Origin of the sequence: Mesorhizobium sp. M7A.F.Ca.CA.002.09.1.1 (assembly GCF_003998555.1) — a bacterium.
Lineage (GTDB): Bacteria > Pseudomonadota > Alphaproteobacteria > Rhizobiales > Rhizobiaceae > Mesorhizobium > Mesorhizobium ciceri.
The window spans coordinates 1-3,653 of sequence record NZ_RZRR01000585.1 but is presented as its reverse complement, the minus strand read 5'-3'; the positions used below and the strand labels follow the sequence as shown (position 1 = coordinate 3,653).

At 61.9% G+C, this 3,653-nt stretch carries 4 protein-coding genes and 1 pseudogene; 2 read left to right on the top strand and 3 right to left on the bottom strand.

Going from position 1 to position 3,653, the window contains the following annotated elements:
• The 3 genes and pseudogenes from EN994_RS22475 to EN994_RS36260 form a co-directional block, all read right to left on the bottom strand.
• Positions 1 to 193 (bottom strand): annotated as a pseudogene (locus EN994_RS22475) (bifunctional heptose 7-phosphate kinase/heptose 1-phosphate adenyltransferase); the annotation flags it as partial.
• Positions 194 to 333: 140 nt separating this feature from the next.
• Entirely contained in the window at positions 334 to 966 is a 633-nt protein-coding gene (locus EN994_RS22470; RefSeq protein ID WP_024504155.1) for a LysE family translocator, read from the bottom strand.
• Between the two features lie 440 nt (positions 967 to 1,406).
• Complete coding sequence (locus tag EN994_RS36260) at positions 1,407 to 1,820, bottom strand: type II toxin-antitoxin system Phd/YefM family antitoxin (RefSeq protein ID WP_224675156.1); 414 nt, start codon at positions 1,818 to 1,820, stop codon at positions 1,407 to 1,409.
• On the opposite strand from EN994_RS36260, the gene rfaD reads away from it, so the two are divergent.
• Complete coding sequence (gene rfaD, locus EN994_RS22455) at positions 1,792 to 2,748, top strand: ADP-glyceromanno-heptose 6-epimerase (protein ID WP_063170316.1); 957 nt, start codon at positions 1,792 to 1,794, stop codon at positions 2,746 to 2,748. The two genes, EN994_RS36260 and rfaD, sit on opposite strands and share 29 nt — an antisense overlap.
• Positions 2,721 to 3,653, top strand: a 933-nt coding sequence (gene waaF, locus EN994_RS22450; RefSeq protein ID WP_127307814.1) for a lipopolysaccharide heptosyltransferase II, incomplete at its 3' end; no start/stop codon positions are given. The genes rfaD and waaF, both read left to right, overlap by 28 nt.

Here is a 3,653-nt window from a genome sequence, read left to right as displayed (position 1 = left end):
CGGCGCCGCCCATGGTCGAGGTCTCGCCGCGCCCATGCAGCACCGGGATCGGCGCTTCCGGCGAGATCCGCTCGATGACGCCGTTGACGAAACGATCGAGGATGAAGTCGCCGACCACCAGCACGGTGGCTTGGCCGAACCGCGCAATGGCGCGGTGCAATGGTTCTGGAGAAGGCGGATTGTGCTTGATCATGTCACTGGCAACGCGAGGGTAAGGCAAATCTCAATTGTGATGAAAATTGTCAATTTACGGGCCGGATCGTTCATGCCTGCCGATATACCGCAAATCCACGCAGCGCAACGTCAGGACATGACCCGCGACTGTCCGATGCGTCAGCTCTTCTGCAGGGCAACATGGACGCCCAGCCCGACCAGCACCGCCCCTCCCGCCCGCTGCATCAGCCGCTGGGCGCGGCTTGAACGCCGCAGGCGGCCGATCACGGCGCCCGCCAGGAACACGCAGACGATATCGGCCGAGGAGAACATCAGATTGACTATCGTGCCGAGCACGACGAACTGCAGCCAGACCGGAAACGCCGCCGAGGCGTCGATGAATTGCGGCAGGAACGCCATGAAGAAGATCGCTGTCTTCGGATTGAGCACCTCGACGGTGATGCTCTCGAAAAAGGCGCGCCGCGCCGATTTGCGCTCGATCGCGGGCAGCGCCGCATCGCCGTCCGCGCGCTTGCGAAACAGCGAGATGCCAAGCCAGATCAGATAGAGCGCACCGACCAGCTTGACCGCCAGGTAGAGCGTCGGCACGGCATGAAACAGCACCGACAGCCCGGCGGCCGCGGCGAAAACATGCACGTAGCCGCCCAGATGAATGCCCAGCGCCGCCGTCAGGCCGGACCAGCGGCCGCGCGCCATCGTCTGCGCGGCGGCATAGAGCATGGCCGGGCCTGGAATGTAGGCGAAGATCGCCGTGGTGGCGAAAAACGCGATGAGCAGTTCGGTCGATGGCATTTTTGGTCCCTCACGATCGTGCTCTGCCCTGTCGATTCAGTCCGCGCGGGATTGCTTTGGACTGACCCGTGCGGACAACCGCAGTAAAAGCGAACATAATTTTCTTGTGAAATGACGGGCTGAACGCGCCAATTCGCGCACCCGGCTCGAAATAGGCCGACGCTTCCAGGATATCATGATTGTACTCATCGACCATGACCCAAAGGGGCATAGGATCGAGGCCCGCACGGTGGCGTTCAATTTCCGGGATGCTGACTGCAACGCGATCACGACCCGGCTGTGTGGAAGTGATTGCAAGTATGAAGAGGTTGGTACCCCCGGCTTTCCCAGGAAGGACAGCCACAAAGGCCACAGGCCGTGACTTCCGGCCTTCGGTCTCGCCGTCTCCGTGTTGGCGATGCCAAAGATATGGATATCGCCAGACGTCCGCAGCAGCGGGTTTAATCACGGTCCAATTCCGCGGCGTACTCCTCGAGCATCTCGACATGTTCGGTCGGGGCGTCCTTCGCAGCGTAGACGCGGCGGCTGTCGTTGCCGAAGCGCGCTTCGTAGGCCTCGATGCTCATCAGGACGTATCTCGGCTTGTTGTGGCGAGTGATGGAGACCGGCTGCTGGCTGGCAGCTGCAAGCACATCTCCAAGATTCTGTTTCAGATCGGTCGACGGATAGTTTTTCATGGGATACCCTGTTTTGTCCATAATAGACAAAATAGACAAAACAGACAAGCGCATAAAATGGCAGGACAGGCGCATGCACCTGGCTTTGTCGACAGCCCGGCTAGCCTCCCCTATAAGGACCGGAATCGCAAGCAACCAGAGGTCCTTCATGATCATCGTCACGGGCGGCGCCGGCATGATCGGCTCCAACATCGTCGCCGCGCTGAATGCCGAAGGGCATGACGACATCCTCGTCGTCGACGACCTTACCGACGGTCACAAGATCGTCAATCTTGCCGATCTCAAGATCGCCGACTATCTCGACAAGGACGATTTCCTGCCCCGCATGGAGGCCGGCTCGCTCGGCCGCATCGAGGCCGTGTTCCACCAGGGCGCCTGCTCGACCACCACCGAGTGGAACGGCAAATTCATGATGGAGGTGAATTACGCCTTCTCGAAACGGTTGCTGCATGCAAGCCAGAGTTTGCGCGTGCCTTTCCTTTATGCCTCCTCGGCTTCCGTCTATGGCGGCGGCTCGGAGTTCCTCGAGGATCCCGCGTTGGAACGGCCGCTCAACGTATACGCCTATTCCAAGAAGCTGTTCGACGACTATGTCAGGCGAACCGTGTTCGCCGGGCAGGCCGACCATTCACAGGTCGTAGGCTTGCGCTACTTCAACGTCTATGGCCCGCGCGAAGCGCACAAGGGCGCCATGGCCTCCGTCGCCTTCCATCTGTTCAACCAGGTCGAGCGAGGCGAGAACCCGAAACTGTTCGGCGCCTATGACGGATTCGGACCCGGCGAACAAAGCCGTGACTTCATCCATGTCGGTGATGTCGCCGACGTCAATCTGTGGCTGTGGAAACGGGGCTCAAGCGGCATCTTCAATTGCGGCACCGGCCGTGCCCAGCCCTTCCGCGCCATCGCCGAAACGGTGATCGACACGTTGGGTAAAGGGGAGATTGAATTCATCCCCTTTCCCGACCATCTCAAGGGCAGCTACCAGAGCTTTACGCAAGCTGATATGTCCCGTTTGCGCGCGGCCGGTTACAATGGCCAATTCCGGACAGTGGAAACCGGTGTCAGAGACTATGTCGAATGGCTGAAAGCCCAACGATCCTCGTGATCGGCCCACGCTGGGTGGGCGACATGGTGATGGCGCAGTGCCTGTTTTCGGCGCTGAAGGAGTTGCATCCCAACGCCGCCATCGATGTGCTGGCGCCTGCCTGGGCAGCACCCCTGGTCAAGCGCATGCCCGAAATCCGCCAGCAGATCGATTTTCCGCTCAAACCCGGCGCGCTCGAATTCACCCATCGCCGCCGCTTCGGCCGCCTGCTGCGCGGCCGCTACGACATGGCCTATATCCTGCCGGGCAGCTGGAAGTCGGCGCTGATTCCGTTCTTTGCCCGCATTCCGCGCCGTGTCGGCAATCTGCGCGAGATGCGCTATGGCCTGCTGACCGACGTCGTGCCATTGCCCGACAGCATCAAACGACGCACCGCGCAGGCCTATTTCGGCCTTGCCCAGGGCGGCAGTTTCCGGGCGCCCCGGCTTAGCGTGGACACGAAAAACCAGGTCGACCTGCTCGGCCGTTTCGGGCTGGCGCCGCAGAAATTCGTGGCCCTGATGCCCGGCGCGGAATTCGGCCCTGCCAAGCGCTGGCCCAGCGAAAGCTATGCCGGGCTTGCCAGCGGCTTCATGGGCAAAGGCTTGAAGGTTGCGCTGTTCGGCTCGAAGAACGACCGCGACGTGACGGCGGAGATCGCAGCCCTGGCCCCCGGCGTCGTCGACCTCGCCGGACAGACGCGGCTGGAGGACGCCATCGACCTGATATCCGCCGCCAGGCTGGCTGTGTCCAACGACAGCGGACTGATGCATGTCGCGGCCGCCGTCGGCACGCCGATCGTCGCCGTCTACGGCTCGACCTCGCCCGAAAACACGCCACCGCTGGCGGAGCGCCGCGAGCTGGTCTGGCTCGGCCTGTCGTGCTCGCCCTGCCACCAGAAGGTCTGTCCGCTCGGCCACCTCAAC

Bases quoted from the DNA above. Each gene is read 5' to 3' on its own strand.
- EN994_RS22470 (WP_024504155.1), bottom strand. From the start codon at position 966: ATGCCATCGACCGAACTGCTCATCGCGTTTTTCGCCACCACGGCGATC.
- rfaD (WP_063170316.1), top strand. From the start codon at position 1,792: ATGATCATCGTCACGGGCGGCGCCGGCATGATCGGCTCCAACATCGTC.
- EN994_RS36260 (WP_224675156.1), bottom strand. From the start codon at position 1,820: ATGCCGGCGCCGCCCGTGACGATGATCATGAAGGACCTCTGGTTGCTT.